We start from the raw sequence: 17774 nt of genomic DNA, 5'->3' as shown, positions 1-17774 counted from the left end.
TGCGACGCGCGGCCAGGATCAGTTGCCGCGCGGAGCGAGCAGGCGAGTCTTTACTTTGACCGCGCCTCGCGGACTCGGCCGCCCCCTGGAGCTGCGTCAAGATTCTTGGTTGAGTTCGTCGAGCAGGGCCTTGGCTTCGATGAGATCGAGGGTGTCGAAGCCCTCGGTGAACCAGTTGTAGATCTCTGCGAGCATCGCACGCGCCTCGGCGCGACGGCCGTGCTTCCCAAGAAGCTGCGCCAGACTGGTAGTCGCACGCAATTCCCAGGACTTCGCGCCAATGCGCTGCGCTTTTTCGATGGCGGTTCGAAAACAACGCTCTGCCTCCCCAAGCTCGGAGCGATCTTCCAGGAGTAGGAGCTCACCTTTTATCCGATGCAGTTCCGGCTCAGTCGAGTTCTGCCCAATACCGCTCACGGTCGCCAAGGTCTCTCCGATCAATCTCAGACCCTCGGCGGCTCGTCCCGTATTCGCATACGCTTCAGCAAGCGCGCCGTAGGTCAGTTCGAGACCTAATCCTCTCGCGCGCGCAGCTTCGAGCCCCTCCTCCATGTGCGCGATACCTTCTGGTTCCTGACTGGATTGTGCAAGCGCCCGACCCAGCAGAATATTATCCAGCGCTGTCCAGAACCCAAATCCGTGCTCGTTTGCCAGCGCCAGTCCGGCCTCCAACAATTCGCGTGCAATCCGGGGTTCTCTGCGGAATACATGGCAAAACGCCGCATGGTGTAGCGCCATTGCCGAACTGCTTAAGTGGCCTCGTTCCTGGGCTAGCGACAATGTTCGTCGGGTCCTATGGAGAGCCTGGTCTGGACGGCCGAGCATCCAGAGCGGCCACGCGGCGTACCCGGAGCAACCCGTGGCGATGTCCATTCCATAGAGCGCTATAAGACGCCGCTGCCGCGGCGGATCGAAGCGCTCAGCGGCTTGCTCGAAATGGGCGTGAGCGCTTGTCAGCTCACCTGTCCAGAACAGGATTATTCCCATGAACGTATGAGCAACGAGCAGCTTGTCCGGATCGTCCGAGGCCCGCGCGAGGCTGAGAAGCTGCGTTGCGATTCCGTGCGCGGCCTCAAATTGCCCCCTATTCATGCGATTGAGAAACAAGCCTCCTCGCGCCCCAAAGACATATTGAGTCTCGTCAATTCGCTCGCCGAGTTCTGCTACTCGGCTACAAACTGCCTCCACTTCCGGTGTCGAATCACCTTTGGTTTCCATCAGGGAGGGTCCGAGAGCGGCTTGCAATGCGAGTTCCTGCCAATCCCGTTCAGGTGTTTCCGGCAACGTCGCCAGGAATTCCAATCCCAGCTTCAAATTGCCGATTGCCGCCAAATGCGCAGACCGCCGCATCGCCTGCTGGCCGGCGCGCCCTAGATACTCGACCGCCTTGTCAGCGTTGTCGCTGTGGCTGTAGTGATGCGCGAGCGCGGTGACGCGGTCCTCCAATTGATTGGGGAACAGCGCCTCGATCGCCTGGCCGACGCGCTCATGCAGCAGCTTGCGCCGTTCAATCAGCAACGAGTTGTAGGCGACCTCCTGGGTCAGCGCGTGCTTGAAGATGTACTCGACATCGATGGTGGTCGGCTGCTCGTAAATGAACTCATCCCCCTGCAAATCGGCGAGCGTTCGCTCGAATTGAGTATCTGCGAGCGAGGCGATCTGTCTTAACAGGCCCCGCGGCGACTCCCGCCCGATCACCGCGAGCGTCTGCAACAATTCTTTCTGCTCGGCTGCCAGCCGATCGATGCGCGCGGCGATCATCCCCTGCACCGTCGGCGGCAAGCGCAGTTGCGAGAGTGAGCGTGTCATCTTCACTACGCCGTTGCGCGTCAGCGCGCCCGCGTCGAACAGTGCCTGCACGATCTCTTCGATAAAGAACGGATTCCCGCCGGTGCGCTCCGCAATTAGCCGCTTGAGCGGATCCAGCTCGACCCCCTCGCCCAGCAGCGCCGCCAGCATCGCGGCCCCCTCCGCGCCGCCCAGCGGATCCAGTCGGAGCTGCGCATAGTAGCTCTTGTTGGTCCACTCGTGCCGATACTCGGGGCGGTAGTTCACCAGCAGCAAGACGCGCGCGCGGGCGATGCCGTCGGCCAGCAGGTCGAGCAAGGCTTGGGTCTGCGCATCGATCCAGTGCAGATCCTCGAAGATCACGACGACCGGTTGTTGCAGGCTTTCTCTCAGGACGATCCGCTTGATCGCGTCGAGCGTCCGCTGCCGCTTGATCTGCGGATCCATCTGGGCAATCGGATCGGGACCCTCGACGAGGCCGAGCAAACCGAACAAGTACGGCTCCGTGTCTTCCAGTGCGGGGTCCAGCGCAGACAGGGCCGCCGCCACCTTCGCGCGGCGCGCCGCCGCATCGTCGGTATCGTGAATGCCGAAATAGCCGCGCAGCAACTCCAGCACCGGCAGCCACGCCGACGCCTTGCCGTGCGAGACTGAGTAGGCTTCGAGGACTTTGCAGGTCGGCCGAATCGTCGCCTTGAATTCGTGGAACAGCCGCGACTTACCGGTCCCCGCCTCGGCCATCACCGCGACGATCTGCCCCTGCCCGTCAATCGCGAGTTCGAGCGCGCGGCGCATCTGCGCAAGCTCGTGCTCACGGCCGACAAACTTCGTCAACCCGCGCCGCGCCGCCAGCTGAAAATGCGATCGCAGCGGGCCGAGCCCGGTCACTTCATATACTTCGATTGGTGTGCTGAGGCCTTTGACCGTGACCGGTCCCAACTCGCGCAACTCGAAGTAGCCCTCGCAGAGTTGGCGCGTATACTCGCTGGTCGCGATCGAACCGACCGGCGCCAGCGACTCCAGCCGCGCCGCCAGATTGGCGGTATGGCCGACCAGCCGGTACTCCACCTTCCCGCTGGTCTCGACCGAATACGCCACCACTTCACCGGTGTGGACGCCGACGCGGGCTTCGAGTGATTGCAGCCCCTTGGCGGTGCGACGTTGCCCATCCGCGCGTAACTCCTGCTGCATCTGGAGCGCGGCATACAACGCGCGCTGCGGATGGTCCTCATAGGCCGCCGGCGCGCCGAACAGCGCAAAGATCCCGTCGCCGGTGGTCCGCGCGACGTAGCCTCCATAGCGCTGGACCGCCTCGGCCATGATGCGCAGGGCCGGATCGACGATCGCGTGCGCTGCCTCGGGATCGAGATCCTCCATCAACTGGGTCGAGCCCTTGAGATCCGCGAATAGCGCCGTCACAATCTTCCGCTCCCCCTCCGGCAACGCCGAATCGTCCGGCTGCTCCGACGAGTCGCTATGCTGGAGAGCCGTTGCAGCGGTTTGAGTTGAAGCCGCTGCAGCAGATAACGGGCTGCCACACTCGGCACAGAACTTCTTGCCGGGCGCGCTTTCGGTTCCACACCTTTGACAACGCATAGGCTTACCCGAGGGAAGAGGCGACCACCTCTTCCCTCAAGAGCTGCTCGTTACATGCGCTTTATCAGTGTTAGCCGATAATCTTGTTGAGCGGAAACTCGACGATGCCGACGGCGCCGGCTTCGAGCAGTCGTGGGAAAAGCTCGCGCACGGTCTGCTCGGCGATCACGGTCTCGACCGCGCACCACGCCTTGCCTCTCAGGGTGGGCGAGGGATAAAGCGGTGAGACCGTTGGGGCAGTGATCGACGGCAGTAACGCGATCACGGCTTCGAGGTGCTCGTGCGATACGTTCATTTTGATTCCGACGCGCCGCTCGGCGTCAAGCGCGCCCTTGAAGAGCACGGCGATTTGGCGAATCTTCGCCTGCTTCCAGTCATCCAGCCAAGCCGCTTGATTCGCTACCAGGACCGGCGTCGAGGTCAATAGCTCCTCGACGATCCGCAATCCGTTGGCGCGCAGCGACGAGCCGGTTTCGGTCACTTCGACGACCGCGTCAACCAGGCCGTCGGCGGCTTTGGCCTCGGTCACTCCCCAAGAAAATTCAACATCTACTTTAACTTTACGCTGGGCGAACGTGCGGCGCGTGAACTCGACCATCTCGGTGGCGACGCGCTTGCCGGCGAGATCTTCGAGGCGCTGGATCGGAGATTTCTCCGGCACGCAGAGCACCCAGCGGGTCGGCTGCAGCGAGACCTTCGAGTAGATGAAGCTCTCGACCTGGACGAGATCGACGGCGTTTTCGACGATCCAGTCGCTGCCTGTGATGCCGGCGTCGAGGGTGCCATCGGCGATGTAACGGGGCATCTCCTGCGGCCGCAGCAGGCGGCAGCTCAGGGCCGGGTCGTCGGAGCGTGGGATGTAGGAGCGCTCGCCGACTGAAATGCGCCATCCCGACTTGCGCATCAGTTCGAGGGTCTGGGCCTCGAGGCTGCCCTTGGGAATGCCGAATTTGAGAATGCTTTGGTCAGGCATCGGATCAGGCGCTCGCCTTGGGTTGATGACCGTAGCCGGGACCGTATTTCGAGGGATCAACTTTGCGCGTATCGACGGTGACCCAGGCGTCGCCGTCGAGGCGGCGGAAGAAACAGGACTCGAAGCCCTCGTGGCAGGCGACCTGGTCGCCGTGCTGATCAACGCGCAAGAGGATGGTGTCGGCATCGCAGTCGAGGCGGATTTCGCGCACCGTCTGATGGTTGCCGGACTCTTCACCCTTGCGCCATAAGCGATTGCGCGAGCGCGAGAAGTAGCAGGCGCGGCCCGTACGCGCGGTCTCCTCGAAGGCCTCGCGATTCATATAGGCGACCATTAGGAGCCGCCCACTGGCATAGTCCTGCGTCACTACCGGGATGACGCCGCCGCTCTTGTCGAAATCAATTTCTGCAGATTTAGCCATTTTTTCATTTTTTCATTTTTTTGCTGGGCTATCGAGTATTGGCGAAAGGAGTGCGCGATTCAACGCCGTCTCGGCGAGGTCAACGGATCGGCCGGCAGCATATTAAAAGGGTCGCATGAAGCGTAGATTAGGCGCTCATGACGGAGTTCGGGAAGCGGCGCTTGCTGACGCCCCTGTTAGTGATTGTGCTCGCGGCGGTGGTCAGCGGATGCACTCGGCGGGCGCCGAAGGTGGTAGCCGCACCAGCGCCGCAGAGCGCGGTTCGACCCTTTGCGTTTCAGATCGTTTCCGGCAGCAATCAGTATCATATCGAGGGTTTTATCGCGCGGCCGGATAAACCGGGACGGCTTCCCGCGCTGCTCGTCCTGAATGGCGAAAACGGCGACGCGCACCATTGTATCGATAGCACCCGGCGCTTTACGGCGATCGGGATTCAAGTCGCCTGTATCAGTATTCCGGGCTTCGGCAAATCGTCGGGACCGAGCCGTTTCGTCGGCCCGCAGGCGGTAGGTGCGGCGCGGCGCGCGCTCGATTTGTTGGCGGCGCGGCCGGACGTCGATCCGCAGCGCCTCGCGGTGTGGGGGATGGCCGACGGCGCCGTCGCCGCCGGGCTGCTGATGGACTCGGATGCGCGGCCGCGCGCGGTGATTTTGGAATCGGGCGCCTACGATCTGCTCAAGCTGTGGCCCGAAGCGCCGCTGCGCACCAAACTGCGCATCCTGCGGCAGGTCTGGCCGTCCAAGCGGCTGCTGAAGGAGCGCAGCGTGGTCGAGAATCTGCCCGGTAAGCTCGACTGCAGCGTATTGATTCTGCACGGCGAGCGCGACAGCAAGATGCCGGTGGGGCAGGCCGAGCAACTGGCGCAGGCTTTGAAGGATCGCGGCGCGCGGGTCGAGACCCATTATTTTCCGCAGGGCGCACACGATCTCGGCGCGCGGGTCGATGGGCCGTTGCGAGTCTTTCTGCTCGACAATCTGGTGGCGGCGAACCCGCACGCGGCTTCGTGAAGTTGCGGGTCAAAGCGATATCGCGCCGTGCGCGTCCTCTGCCGATCACGCTTTTGCTGGGCTTCGCGATCGCGCTGAGCGGCTGCTCCTCCGACAGCGTCGGCGACGCGCTGGCCGCGCCGGATCCGCCGAGAGTTGCCGGCTACGCGACACCGGTTCCGACGCCCGGCTCGGACGATCAAGCGGGGCCGGGCGCATCCGCCGGCTCAGCGCCTTTCGCGATCACGACGGGACCGGACCAGGCGATCTGGTTCGGTCAGTTTCTGACCAATCAAATCGGACGAATTGCGCCGGACGGCACGGTGACGCTCACGGTCGTCAAGGAGGGTGGAATTGCCGAGCGCATGACTAACGGCCCGGACGGGGCAATCTGGTTCACCGATCCCTCGTCGAACCGAATCGGTCGAATCGACCCCAGCGGCGCGGTCACCTACGTTTTGGCGCCGACAGAGAACAGCGGTCCGGCCGGCATCACTCTGGGGCCGGACGGGAATCTTTGGTTTACGGAACACGCTGCCGGCCGGATCGGACGGGTAACGCCGCTTGGGACCGTGACGGAGTATTTGCTGACGAGTCCGAGCGCTCCCGCAGGTATCGCGACGGGCCGCGGCGGTAAACTCTATTTTGCGGAGAACGCGAGCAATCGGATCGGGCGAATCTCTCTGGACGGGCAACTCGAGGAGTTTCCGCTGCCCCATCCGGGGAGCGCACCCAATGAGATCGTTAGCAGCGCGGACGGCAATCTCTGGTTCACCGAGGTCGCCGCGCAAAAGGTCGGGCGGCTGACGCCGGCGGGCGACATGATCGAGTTCGCGCTACCCGCGGCGGGTCCGCCGATGGGGCTCGCGGCCGGGCCGGACGGTGAGCTCTGGGTGACGATTCCAGCCGCGCACACCGTTTGCCGCGTCGCACGCGATGGCCAGGCGACGGCCTTTCGCTTTGCCGACTCGGTGATGCCGGCCTTGATCGCTGCCGGCTCCGACAAGAATCTGTGGTTCACTGAGCCGACCGGCAAAATCGGCCGTTTGACCACGGCCGGATTCCTCACCGAATTTCCCTCCGGCTGGCCTCCTGAGTCCGTCCGCGCATCCGTTGGATCGCCGAATCGAGGAGGCTCAGCTCAGGACAACGCTTCGCCCGCTGACGCCGTCAGCGTGACTCGGTAATTTCGGAAATCCGCGCACGGTGCGGGGCAATAATCGTCGTCAGCCATCGGTGGAGTGGGCGGATCGAGCGTTTTTGCGCTATAAGCGTGACAACAATTCCACGGACAGGCGCGAGGCGCCGTTGAAGGAGACATGATGGCACGTCATCTTGAAGGCAAAATCGCCGCAGTAACCGGCGGTGGGCGCGGGATCGGCCGCGAAGTCGCAAAAGCGCTCGCGTCGCAGGGCGCAACGGTGGTGATCAACGACCTAGGGGTGACCGTCGCCGGGCAGAAAGAAACCTCATCGCCGGCCGACGACGTAGTGAAGGAGATCACGGCTGCAGGCGGCCTTGCGGCGGCAAATCACCTGGACATCTCGACGCCCGAGGGCGGCGAAGGGCTGGTCAACCAGGCGATCAAAGACTACGGCCAGCTCGACATTCTGGTGAATGTCGCCGGCATCCTGCGCGACCGCATGATCTTCAACATGACGGTCGAGGAATGGGACGCCGTCGTGCGGGTCCATCTGCGCGGCCACTTCTGCACAATGCGTCCGGCGACGGCGCACATGCGCGAGCGGAAGTTCGGGCGGATTATCAATTTCTCGTCGAACTCGGCGCAGGGCAGTCCGGGTCAGCCGAATTACGCGGCGGCGAAGGCCGGCATTCTCGGGCTCACCTACAGCGCGGCGAATTCGATGCAAAAGTACGGCGTCACAGTCAACGCGATCTTCCCGGGAGCGGCGACGCGAATGACCGACACGATACCGGGCGGGCGGATGCCGAATGCGCCGAGCGATAGTCAGTCGGTCGCGGGGACACCGATGGACCCAGCGAATGTGCCGCCGATTATCGTCTACCTGTGCAGCGACGAAGCCGCCAACGTCACCGGCCAGTGTTTTGGCGCGTCAGGCTATCGGATCACGCGCTACACGCACATGGCGCCGGACCGCGTGCTGATGAATCAGGGGCCGTGGGATATCGACCAGTTGTTCAAGGTCTTCAAGGCCACGCTCGGCGTCGGACTCGAGCCGCCGCGGATGTTCTAGTGTCATGTAACCTATTTATCTACATGCGGAATCCCGAAGGGGCGGTCGCAAATACAAGACGTTTGCAGCCGTATGGTTAGAAGTTATTTACGTTACACGACACTAGCGCGGCTGAGTTAGAGCGCTCTCGGGGCGGGTCGGCGATACTCAGAGTTCGATATGCAAGCGGAGGCCCGGCACAATCACCGGGCCGCGGTCGCGATTGTAGCCGGGATTGTCGATGTACTGCAGATCGGGTGCGGCGAAGAAGCCGCTGTGAATCGGTATGGGAAGACTGTAGTAACACTCCATGATCTTCTCGGGGCCGTAGGTCAGGCGGCCGTCGCCGAGGATAAAACCCAGTCCGCCCAAGGCGAGATACTGCTGATGCCGCCGTGAGATCGCGTTGCCGACGAAAGCGACTCCGAACCTGTCCCGCGGGCGGCTCCAGAGCGCGCCGCTTAAGTCGCCGCCAAACGCAACGGTCGCGTCCACCTCGGTATAGTTGAAAGACTCATACTGACCTTCATTCCATCCGACGCGAAGGAAACCACGAATATAGTCAGTGAATGCCTGCTCGGCGTTGAGACCAAAACCGTATTTGAGCTTGGTCTGACGCGGATGCGCGCTGATCTCTGGGGTCGGCGTTGCGTGATGCAGAAAACGATCAATCGCCTGATGGTAGTTGCCCATGTTGGCGAAATTGGTAAAGGCGAGCAGGCGAATGACGCTGCTCCTGCCTTTGATCAGGTGCGGGCGGTATTCGACTTGGTAGTTCTCGGAATGAGCATCCTGCAAGTTCTTTTGGAGGTTCAATCCATTGGCGCGCTTTGAGAGCAAGGCCTCGCCGAAACGAAAGCCCCACGAGCGATCTTCGTAATCGAAAATCGCTCCGTAGGTATAGCCACGGGTGTCCGCGGCATAATCGTAGGAGCCGTTGTTGACCACGGTCCAGTTCATAAAGTCCGTGTGGCTATCATTCGCGACACTGTTGAGATCGAAGAAATCGACGAGATCGAGTTTGCCCACGTGGATATCGAGCCGGCGCACCGGTAGCGTCGTCAGCATCGAGAGTGGCGTGCGCTCAACCGTCTCAGTATCGTCGCTCAACGCGATCACCTTGCGCAGCCAAAGCCGCGACAGATAAGGCGTCGCGTCCAACTGTGGATTGCGGGTCGCATCCGCATTGGTAAAACCTCCCAGTCCGAGGGCCTGACTGAGGCCGCTGCCACCGGCGCTCTCGAGGTCCAGAATGGCCTCAGTAGTCTGGTCCAACCGCACGCCGGTGTAGAGCGTGGTTACTTCGGAAAGCGCCTGCTCGGAGGCATGCTCGAAGCTGTGGGGACCGCTATATTGGGCTGGAAAGCGCGGATGCCATTGAAAGATGAAATTGCCCTGGCCGGAGAGCCACACCGGAAGGGTTTGCGAGTGCGGGAAAACGGTGTCCTGAGCGTTGTCATAGCTGAGTTGGGCTCGCGCGACGCAGCACCACAAAAGGATCGCGCCGGGCAGGGCGACAGTGATGGCGAGAATCCTCGAGCGCAGCACCCTAAATTCTCTATAGTAACCCCTTCGTTCAGGCGATGGCGGTTGCGTTGTTGCCGCCCATGCGGTTAGAGGTGACCGCCGCGTCGTGGACCGCTCGACGTTGGTGAAGTTGGATCTGGCCGCCTGACGGGTGGCGGAGCCTACCTCTCAGCGGATGGCCTCGGTATTTTCATCAACTGCCTTCTGCAGGCAGATGTTTGGAATCTGCGCTCCTGCTTAAATTTGCGCCGCCCCTTTCCTGCCACACCGTAAAGACCAAAAAGCCTGCTCACCTGACTGCGCAAAACACGTTTCGTGCCCGGCGCGCTCGCCAAGACCAGAAAGAAATCCGCGCGATCCAGCAACAACAGGAGGGCTGGCACGTTTTGGATCGAACGGCCGCCCGACCCAACTCTTCATGTGGCCGTGTTCTTCGTGGTTGGGGTCAGATAGTGCCTCTAGCAGACTGCGGAAAAATGCTGTTGCAGTCACGAGTTTCTTTAGCTTCCAAGATTCGATGATCATCTGAATTACCGCGCGGATGAGAGTCGAGTGGGTCCGCGGCAGTCATCGGCGCTGCGATTCAAGTAGTAACTACCGAGAGGGTGCGCATGCGCACGAGGTTGTAGGCCGCGGCGGCGAAGGTAAACATCCAGCCGACCCGGGCTACGCCGCGATGCCGGGTCTTGCGCAACAAAGCGACGGTCTTGAGCCACCCGAAGGCTTCCTCGACCCGTTTGCGCCGCCACTGACTGAGCGCGTAACCGAGATGGCGGCTGGTGCGGCGGTCGATCGCAGTGGCTGGCTTTTGCGCGACGTGCGGCGTGACGGCATGATCGCGCAACTCCCGGACGAACGCTTGGGCGTCGTAGGCCTTGTCGGCGCCGAGCGTCACGCGCCCAAAGCCGGGAGCGTTGCTACCATCGCCAGCGCGGCCTCGCGTTCGGCGCGTCCCGTCGCCTGCGTCAGCCGCGTGTTCACCACCAGACCGTTGCGATTCTCCATCAGCAAGTGGCCGAGGCAGCAGAGTTTGGCCTCCTGCCCGTTGGCCTTCTTGTACAGTCGCGCTTGCGGGTCGGTGGTCGATTGATGGGTGGTGTTGGCGCGTCGCTCGCCGCGGAAATCCACGCTTGGATTACCGGGTTCATCCGGCGGCGTCGATAAGCGGTCCTTGGGCTTGAAGCTCTTGTGCCCGGCCCAGGCCTCGATCAAGGTGCCATCAACCGTGAAGTGCTCGGCCGAGAGCAACCCTTGAGCCCGCGCTTGCGCCACCACTTGTTGAAAAAAGCCTTGTGCCACTTCGCCTGCGAGCAGGCGCTCCCGGTTCTTGGTGAAGACCGTGACGTCCCACACCGCGTCGTCCATGCTGAGTCCGACGAACCAGCGGAACAGCAGATTGTCATCAAGTTGCTCCATCAGCATGCGCTCACTTGCGAACGCTGTAGAGCACTTGCAGCAACAGCGCTCGCAGCAACTTCTCCGGCGCGATCGAAGGTCGCCCGCTCGTGGCGTAGAGCCTAGCGAAGCGCGGCCCCAGGGCCCTCAGCGCCTCGTCGACCATCACGCGCAACGGTCGCAACGGATGATCCTTGGGCACCCGCCGTTCGGCCGAAACGTAACTGAACATCCCGCTCTGCTCGTGGTCCGTACCCCGCATCACCTCACCCTCCGCCGCCGCTTATTTACTCCTCTACATCTCACCAAACAGAAATGCGATCCTTTTTCCGCATCCTGCTAGAGTTCGCGCTAGCCGCTCTGCGGTCGACGGAATGACGTCTCCCCTAAACCGCCCGACTTCGGGTCTCGCGCAAACGTCCAGAACTGGCATTTACTCGATGGTTCGACACCTTCCGACAGCAGGTTAAATCCGTTCTTCCGATAGAAGGGTACGTTCCTCGCCAGGAACGTCTCCAAGTAGCAGGGGAGAGCCTCTGCTTCGGCCCGGTCGAGCATTGGTTTCAGTAAAGCAGTACCAACGCCCTTGCCCTGATGAGTAGGGTCAACTCCAATGAATGCCAGGTACCAATGGGTTGCGGCCATCGAATCGTGATGCAGCTTCTCCATGAAAGTGAGAAATGCCGATAGGCGCGCGAACCCTACGTCGCCGAATATCACTGACAGCTGGTCTAGTCCGGCGAGCGTCGCGAGTTTAGAGCTTGCATGCTCCTGCGAAAGCCAGATCGCAATACCCCTACGGTCGGCGGTGCCTTGCACCTCGCCCGATACCATGCCGTATCGGGCGAAGCGACTGAAAAAGGACGATAATACCCTAACCCGTTGCGCCGCCTCCGGAACGAAGTGCACGAAGGGCGGATCGTCGTGGAAAGCCCGAGCGAGTGTCTGCCCTGCTTCTTCCGCTTCGCCGTCCGATAGTTTCGTAATTTTTAACGATGCGTTCATACATGACGGCAATTGGGAAGGGTTAGAGCTTCACACCCGTAACGATGCTCCAGTAGCCAAAGGTTGGTATCACTTCGAGCTTACCGAAACCCGCTTGACTCAGCATTTGTATCAGCTGTCCCCCTGAATACTGCTGCCCTGTGCACCACAGCAGCATTGTTATATTGAATGCCGCGACTGCGTATGGACCGGTGCGTTCATCGTTAAAGAGCATCTCGTGTATTACAATGCGCCCGCCGCTCGGCAGGCTCGCGTAGCTTTTCTCGGTCAGGAAACTACATCTGTCGGGTGGCCAGTCGTGATAGATCATCGAATAGAAGTGCAGGTCAGCTTTCGGAAAGTTGCTCTGCCAAAGATCCCCGATATGAGTTCCAATCCGATCCGTCAGGCCGTTCCGCAAGGCGATCTCTTGGGCTGCATTACAAACCGGCTCCATATCGAAGACAGTCGCCCTTAGGTTTGGCCATCGCGTGAGCGCGCCTATGCAGTGCGCACCAGAGCCACCACCGATGTCGAGCATCTGTCGATTCGCAGAGAGGTCAAGCTTGTCCGGCCAGGCGAGCGCCGGTCCCATACTGCAGCTGTGCATCGCGAGAGTGAAGGCATGAGCGAGCTCTGCGCGCTCCTCATGCGACTTAGTCCAGTCCCCTCCGCCGTATGCTTGGGGCGAATCGGTTTGCGCAGCTTTTACTACGCTGCTGATCGAGTACATCGACTCCAAGTCGATGACGATATTCTGCCAATGCGAACCGAAGTAAGTTGGGCTGGATTCGAGGAGGTAATCTTCCGCTACCGAAGTAAGGCGGTAACGTCCCTCTCGCAGTTCGACGAATCCCGCCGCTGCGCTTATGGAAAGGAGCGCTTCTGCCGGGCGCGGCGCCAGTGTGAGAGCGTCGCAAACCTCCGACAAGCTCCGCGGGCGCTCGCCCAGCAGCGCGAACACTTTGAGCTTATGCGCCGCGAGAATGGCGGCGCTGCCTTGGAGTGCGAAGTACACGTCCCACAACGGACGGTCGTCGCTTCGCGGACGGCGAATCTGAAATGGGGTTTCCATTGGCTCCCTCGTATACTGGTGTCTCCCGTGACTCACAATTGTTTAGACAGTCGGCTGTGCCGCGCGGACTTCGCCTGGAAGCACCCGTGTCGGGTGAAGCCGCTGAATGAGGATGCCAATGCCCCAGCCCGTTTCGCTGAGTCGAGAAGAGAGTGAACGAGGGAGGGTCGTCGAGTAAATTAGTCGATCATCGACGCTGGGCACGCGGAGCTTCGGCTTTCGACGCGGCATGATGGAAGCCTCCCCAAAGAGAGAGTGCACCCTCCCGTGCTCACGACTCTAGGTTGGATGTTCGCCGAGTCCCCATGGCGTCCATCGGACCCCCCGTCGTCAGTTCCAAAAAGAAGGGTATAGACGAAGCCAGTCTACTGCCGCAGATATAATGGATTGAGCGAAAAACGCAAAGAGACTACAGCGGTTGCATTTAGCAAGCTGAAGACGCCAAGCAGCCGCATCGACAGCTCTTTTTCCCCTCAACCCTGTTCGTTCAGCTTCTCGAAGACAGTTCGTCCCCAGTCGTGACCGCGTCGCCCGACCCGCGTTGTTGCAAAAACCATATCGATAATGCCGGCGAGCCAAAGTACAGCCAAAGTCACCTTGTTCTTCGCTTGACAACGACCACGGTCGGCGCTATAAGCCCAACTTATTCGCGGGAAATCTGGCGCCCCCTGCGGGATTCGAACCCACGGCCCCAGGATTAGGAATCCCGCGCAAGGGGTAATCTCGGATCATCTCAGATCAGACTGCGTAGGAAAATCAAGGGTTTTCTGAGCCGAGTGATCGGCTCAGTTCGTCTCATAAGTGGACACTTTGGACACTTCGTGGACACTTTCTCGAGTTTGAAACCCCACCATCTGAACACCGCTGGCTGACAGACTTAACCATCTGAGTCGCTCGACGAAATCTCCATCGTCGCGTAACTGAGCACTCCCGTACTGCACTAAATTCGTTGGGCACTGTCTCTCGGATGACGCCAAGATCGAGACTCCGGCAAGGAACTTGCTCAATAGGAAAAGCCAGCGAGCCGCACTTTGATGTGTGAGTTTCAGATTTTCACCGTGAGGGCGTTCGCATGGAGAGCAATCCTTATCTTGAAGCGCGTCGCGAATGGGACGAACGATACGCTGACCTCGTTCTCGGAAAACGCAACTGGCAGATCGCCGCTGGCGGCCTCCTGCTCCTGAGCCTGATTCTCGCCAGCGGTATCGTCTGGATCAGCAATCGCAGCCGCTACATCCCCTACGTCGTTGAAGTCGACAAGATGGGATACGCCCTGACGGTCCCGCAACCCCTCACGCCGATTGCCCTGCCGGACGTAACCGCGCGCATGGAACGCTACGAGCTAGCGGCCTTCATCCGCGACGCCCGCTCGGTCACCAGCGATCCCCAGGTAGAGCATCAGACGCTCAACGCACTGCTCGCGCATACACGCGGCGCCGCGGACCGCTTTCTCGACGAGTACTACCACTCCGACAACTTCACCCATAACCCGTTCAAGATCGCCGAGAAGCAGACCGTCTCGGTTCAAATCGACTCGATCCTTAGGCTCTCAACCCGCAGCTACCAGGTGCGCTGGACCGAGCAGCAGCGCGACCTAAACGGCATCGCGGTCGGGTCACCGTCCCATTGGGAAGCTGCGCTGCAAACCGAAATTGTACCGCCGAGTTCCGACGACGCGATCGTCAGCAATCCTCTCGGCTTTTGCGTAACGCAGATTAGCTGGACCGAACAGCAAGGTTAACCCGGCAACAACGCCCGCAGGGAGGCAGAGCGATGAGAAGGACCGCCATCGCAGGAGCATTCGCCCTGGCGCTAACTTTAGGAGCCTGTGCGACGAAACAGCCAGCACCTCCTCCGCTCAAACTCGTAACCGAGGCGGAACCCGCAACGGCGGCGTCGCCAGCTCCGCCAACTCCAGAGCAGATCCTTGCCGAGCAGCCGCCCGAGGTTCAGGAGGCTGTCAAAGCGCACGACAAGAGCGGCGATTGGGCGATCTACAGGACACCGGGGTACACGCTCTATCCGTATAACCAAGGTCCCCAGCCGGCAGTCGATTGCGAGCCGCTGCGAACTTCAGACATTCAGCTGCAGCCAGGCGAGACGATCACCGACGTTGCGATTGGTGACAGCGAGCGCTGGATGGCAACGCCCGCTTCCTCGGGAGACCCGCGAAACCCTGTGCCGCATCTCGCAGTTAAGCCGCAAGCTCCGGGCATCCAGACCAACCTTACGATCTACACAACGAAGCACATCTACCACATCCTGCTCCGCTCGCGCGGAAGCCACGCGGTGCAGGAGGTCGAGTTCTACTACCCCGACGAGCTGATAACGGCGATGAAAAATGCCGACTCCGCCCCCAAGGCACAACAGGATACCACGGCCGATCCGCCGGGCGACGACTCCGGCAACGTCGTGAAGGTTGCCAACGTCAATCCGGCACAACTCAACTTCGCGTACACCGTGGGCGGAGCGAACGTTCCGTGGAAGCCGATTCGCGCCTTCGATGACGGCTCGCACGTGTACATCCAGATGCCACCGGGAATGAAGTCGAGTGAAGCGCCGGCGCTGCTCGTTAACGCAGGCAGCGGAACCCAGATGGTGAACTACAGGGTCAAGGGAAACTACTACGTCGTCGACCGCTTAGTCACCGACGCAATCCTCGTCTCGGGAGTCGGGCGCGATCAGGACCGAGTGACGATCAGCTACGCGGGAGCGGCGAGGTGAGCACCATGGCGACTGAGGATATGAGACTGGACGGCCAGGGCGATCTTCGGGACGAATCGGAAGGCTTGCTGGACCAGGAGCACCCCGGAGGCGGTCGATTCAACCGGCTCATACTGATTACCTTCGCCGTCGTCGCGATTGTGAGCGGCGTGGTGGTAGCGCTGGGCGTAGAGTCATCCCGTTTCGGGACCTCGGGTGTACAGAAGCAGGTTGACGATCCGGGAGCATCGGCACGAAACAGCGGAGAGATTGCAGACCTCGCCGCGCACGGCGGCAAGCCACTCGCAGCACCGGCTTTCGTACCGCCTCCCGTTGTGGTCGCGACCGCGCAAGCGCCGATCCAAAACGCACCGCCGCGACCGCCAACCCGTTACGCGCAATGGGCGGAAGAGAAGTACATGAAGGCGCTTGAAGCGCCGCAGATGGTCTCCGTTTTTCACGGCGGCGGCACGCTGGAAATCGCCCACGCGAATGGCCAACAGAGCACGAACTTCAACACTGGCAATTCCACTGATCCCACCGTGACACTCCACCCGCCCGCATCGGCGTTCTCGGTGATGGCGGGAAGCGTGATTCCAGCCGTACTCGTAAGTGGGATCAACTCCGACTTGCCGGGGCCGATTCTCGCCCAGGTCAGCGAGAACGTCTTCGACAGCGCCACCGGAAAATACCTGCTGGTCCCGCAGGGCAGCAGACTCATCGGCATATACCAGAACGCCTCCGCCTATGGTCAGCAACGGGTCGAGATCGCATGGCAGCGGCTCATCTTCCCGAACACCTCGAGCATGAATCTCCCGCAGATGCCGGGAGCTGATCAGGGCGGCTACGCGGGGTTCACCGACGAAGTGAACAACCACTACATGAGAACCTTCGGCACCGCGGCGCTCATGAGTCTTATCAGCGCCGGCCAGATGGTAGGGCAGATGGCGACGTTCGGAGCCGGCGCGACTTACGGACCCTACGGCTACTCACAGCCGAACCAGTGGGCGATGGCGAGTCAGACGGCCGGATCTGCTGCGTCGGGACAGTTCGGCGCCGTGGGTCAGCAGATGATCGGCCAGGGGATGAATCGCCCACCGACGATCGAGATCCGGCCCGGCTACCAGTTCAACGTGATGGTCACAGAGGATCTCGTGTTTCCGGCGGCCTACAAAGGCTGAACGTACACAAATTGTACACGGAGCACATGCGCGAGCGAGGATGAAAACGTACACAAAACCGCTTCAAGGAGAAGGTCGATGGGAGTGCTGAAACGCAAGGAAGAACCGACCCAGACGATCACGTTGCGTGTACCAGCTTCGGTGAAGGCGGAGATCGATCGGCTGCGAGAGAGCACAAGCGAGGCGGGTTTCGATCTGAACGCGACAATCTGCGAGTCGATCACCCGCCTGACGCGACAGATGCGCGACGAGATCGATGGCTTGAACGGGAAGACCGCGGGGAGAGACCGTTCTCGAAAGCCTGCAACAACGAACGGGCTGGCACATTCAGATCGGAAACTGCCCGCCAGCGCTCCTGATGGTCAGGGCGGAGTGTAAAGCGATGTGCGTCGGAGTTCGGGATGGAGTGAGATCTGTGATCAGATTGTTGAGATCTGGTGCGGGCGGACGGAGGGCTGTGAGTGCTGTGTTCGGAGGGGTGAAGAAGTGGGGTAAAGGGCGTTCGTTCGTAGAGCAAGATAAAGCATCTGCGGTGCAGTGCCGCAGATCCGGCGTTTTCTCCAACATTCTCACGGCCTTTCCCCCACTTGAGAGCATCCTGGTCGGCCAACTGCACAGTACGGCGAAAAGCACCTCAGGCCCAGCCGATCGAAGGCTGCATTTTGAGGGTCTTCGGCACGCTCGGAGACCCGTCTTGGCGATGGTCGGTTCAGCCTTTTCCATGGCTCTGTTGGTCTCGCTGGCATGGGTTCTTGGACTGCGTATTTCACTAACCGACAGCGCCGCGCCGGCGGGGATTTACCGAATGGTGCCCGGAGTATTCGTTGAGCGCGGCGAGCTGGTTGGAGCCTGCCTACCGCCATCGATCGCACAGGAAGGACTGGCTCGCGGTTACCTCTCGAAAGGCGATTGCCCAGACGGAGCTGAGCCGGTCGCAAAAAGAATTGGAG

General features: G+C 61.1%; 15 protein-coding genes and 1 pseudogene. 8 read left to right on the top strand and 8 right to left on the bottom strand.

Annotation, left to right across the window (positions count from 1 at the left end):
• Positions 1-96: 96 nt before the first annotated feature.
• From VKS22_01675 to hisI, 3 genes are all read right to left on the bottom strand, one after another.
• A complete protein-coding gene (locus tag VKS22_01675; protein HLW69308.1) occupies positions 97-3207 on the bottom strand; it encodes an adenylate/guanylate cyclase domain-containing protein in 3111 nt (1036 codons plus the stop codon).
• A gap of 247 nt (positions 3208-3454) precedes the next feature.
• Entirely contained in the window at positions 3455-4357 is a 903-nt protein-coding gene (gene hisG / locus VKS22_01670; GenBank protein HLW69307.1) for an ATP phosphoribosyltransferase, read from the bottom strand.
• A 4-nt stretch (positions 4358-4361) separates the two neighbouring features.
• The gene (gene hisI / locus VKS22_01665) at positions 4362-4778 is read right to left on the bottom strand and encodes a phosphoribosyl-AMP cyclohydrolase (GenBank protein ID HLW69306.1); all 417 of its coding nucleotides are present in this window, start codon (positions 4776-4778) and stop codon (positions 4362-4364) included.
• 137 nt (positions 4779-4915) lie between these two features.
• Here hisI and VKS22_01660 point away from each other — a divergent pair, with 137 nt between their 5' ends.
• The 3 genes from VKS22_01660 (at position 4916) to VKS22_01650 (ending at position 7980) form a co-directional block, all read left to right on the top strand.
• Positions 4916-5785, top strand: coding sequence for a prolyl oligopeptidase family serine peptidase (locus tag VKS22_01660; protein ID HLW69305.1), 870 nt, complete (start codon positions 4916-4918; stop codon positions 5783-5785).
• Positions 5782-6951 carry a hypothetical protein gene (locus tag VKS22_01655; GenBank protein ID HLW69304.1) on the top strand — a complete coding sequence of 390 codons (1170 nt, stop codon included), beginning with the start codon at positions 5782-5784 and terminating at the stop codon, positions 6949-6951. Before VKS22_01660 ends, VKS22_01655 begins: the two co-directional genes overlap by 4 nt.
• Before the next feature lie 135 nt (positions 6952-7086).
• Positions 7087-7980 (top strand): SDR family oxidoreductase, encoded by an 894-nt coding sequence (locus tag VKS22_01650; protein HLW69303.1) that lies wholly within the window; start codon positions 7087-7089, stop codon positions 7978-7980.
• Between the two features lie 147 nt (positions 7981-8127).
• Here the strand turns inward: VKS22_01650 and VKS22_01645 are convergent, their stop codons facing one another.
• The 5 genes and pseudogenes from VKS22_01645 to VKS22_01625 all read right to left on the bottom strand — a co-directional run bounded on the left by VKS22_01645 (position 8128) and on the right by VKS22_01625 (position 12940).
• Entirely contained in the window at positions 8128-9507 is a 1380-nt protein-coding gene (locus VKS22_01645; GenBank protein ID HLW69302.1) for a carbohydrate porin, read from the bottom strand.
• Positions 9508-9723: 216 nt separating this feature from the next.
• Positions 9724-10011, bottom strand: coding sequence for a hypothetical protein (locus VKS22_01640; GenBank protein ID HLW69301.1), 288 nt, complete (start codon positions 10009-10011; stop codon positions 9724-9726).
• 58 nt (positions 10012-10069) lie between these two features.
• A pseudogene (locus VKS22_01635) lies at positions 10070-11143 on the bottom strand (IS5 family transposase).
• An 89-nt stretch (positions 11144-11232) separates the two neighbouring features.
• The gene (locus tag VKS22_01630) at positions 11233-11886 is read right to left on the bottom strand and encodes a GNAT family N-acetyltransferase (GenBank protein HLW69300.1); all 654 of its coding nucleotides are present in this window, start codon (positions 11884-11886) and stop codon (positions 11233-11235) included.
• Between the two features lie 22 nt (positions 11887-11908).
• Entirely contained in the window at positions 11909-12940 is a 1032-nt protein-coding gene (locus VKS22_01625) for a methyltransferase (protein ID HLW69299.1), read from the bottom strand.
• A 1072-nt stretch (positions 12941-14012) separates the two neighbouring features.
• Between VKS22_01625 and VKS22_01620 the strand changes: the two genes are divergently transcribed.
• The 5 genes from VKS22_01620 to VKS22_01600 form a co-directional block, all read left to right on the top strand.
• Positions 14013-14681 carry a VirB8/TrbF family protein gene (locus VKS22_01620; protein ID HLW69298.1) on the top strand — a complete coding sequence of 223 codons (669 nt, stop codon included), beginning with the start codon at positions 14013-14015 and terminating at the stop codon, positions 14679-14681.
• 32 nt (positions 14682-14713) lie between these two features.
• Complete coding sequence (gene trbG / locus VKS22_01615; GenBank protein HLW69297.1) at positions 14714-15664, top strand: P-type conjugative transfer protein TrbG; 951 nt, start codon at positions 14714-14716, stop codon at positions 15662-15664.
• Positions 15665-15684: 20 nt separating this feature from the next.
• On the top strand, positions 15685-16824 hold the full coding sequence (locus VKS22_01610) for a TrbI/VirB10 family protein (protein HLW69296.1): 1140 nt from the start codon (positions 15685-15687) through the stop codon (positions 16822-16824).
• A 78-nt stretch (positions 16825-16902) separates the two neighbouring features.
• Positions 16903-17202 carry a hypothetical protein gene (locus VKS22_01605; protein HLW69295.1) on the top strand — a complete coding sequence of 100 codons (300 nt, stop codon included), beginning with the start codon at positions 16903-16905 and terminating at the stop codon, positions 17200-17202.
• Between the two features lie 316 nt (positions 17203-17518).
• On the top strand, positions 17519-17774 hold a 256-nt coding region (locus VKS22_01600; protein HLW69294.1), incomplete at its 3' end, for a hypothetical protein.

It is taken from the genome of Candidatus Binataceae bacterium, from assembly GCA_035308025.1.
Classification (GTDB): domain Bacteria; phylum Desulfobacterota; class Binatia; order Binatales; family Binataceae; genus JAJPHI01.
This window is presented reverse-complemented; position numbering and strand designations above follow the sequence as displayed.